This is a genomic window from Clostridium neuense, from assembly GCF_045310695.1.
Lineage (GTDB): Bacteria > Bacillota > Clostridia > Clostridiales > Clostridiaceae > Clostridium_S > Clostridium_S neuense.
The window spans coordinates 1-242 of sequence record NZ_JBJIAA010000071.1 but is presented as its reverse complement, the minus strand read 5'-3'; the positions used below and the strand labels follow the sequence as shown (position 1 = coordinate 242).

General features: G+C 55.4%; 2 tRNA genes. Both read right to left on the bottom strand.

Annotated elements, in window-relative coordinates:
• Window position 1: 1 nt before the first annotated feature.
• Window positions 2-77, bottom strand: a tRNA-Pro gene (locus ACJDT4_RS23435).
• A gap of 15 nt (window positions 78-92) precedes the next feature.
• Window positions 93-168, bottom strand: a tRNA-Lys gene (locus tag ACJDT4_RS23430).
• Between the last annotated feature and the right edge of the window lie 74 nt (window positions 169-242).

The window sequence follows — 242 nt, the reverse complement described above, 5'->3', positions numbered from 1 at the left end:
GTGGTCGGGGTGACAGGGATTGAACCTGCGACCTCATGGTCCCAAACCACGCGCGCTCCCATCTGCGCCACACCCCGATAAAAGGTTTAATATGGTGCGCCATCAGGGACTCGAACCCTGGGCACCCTGATTAAGAGTCAGGTGCTCTACCAACTGAGCTAATAGCGCATATTTTGGAGCGGGTAGAGGGAATCGAACCCTCGTGACTAGCTTGGAAGGCTAGGGCTCTACCATTGAGCTAC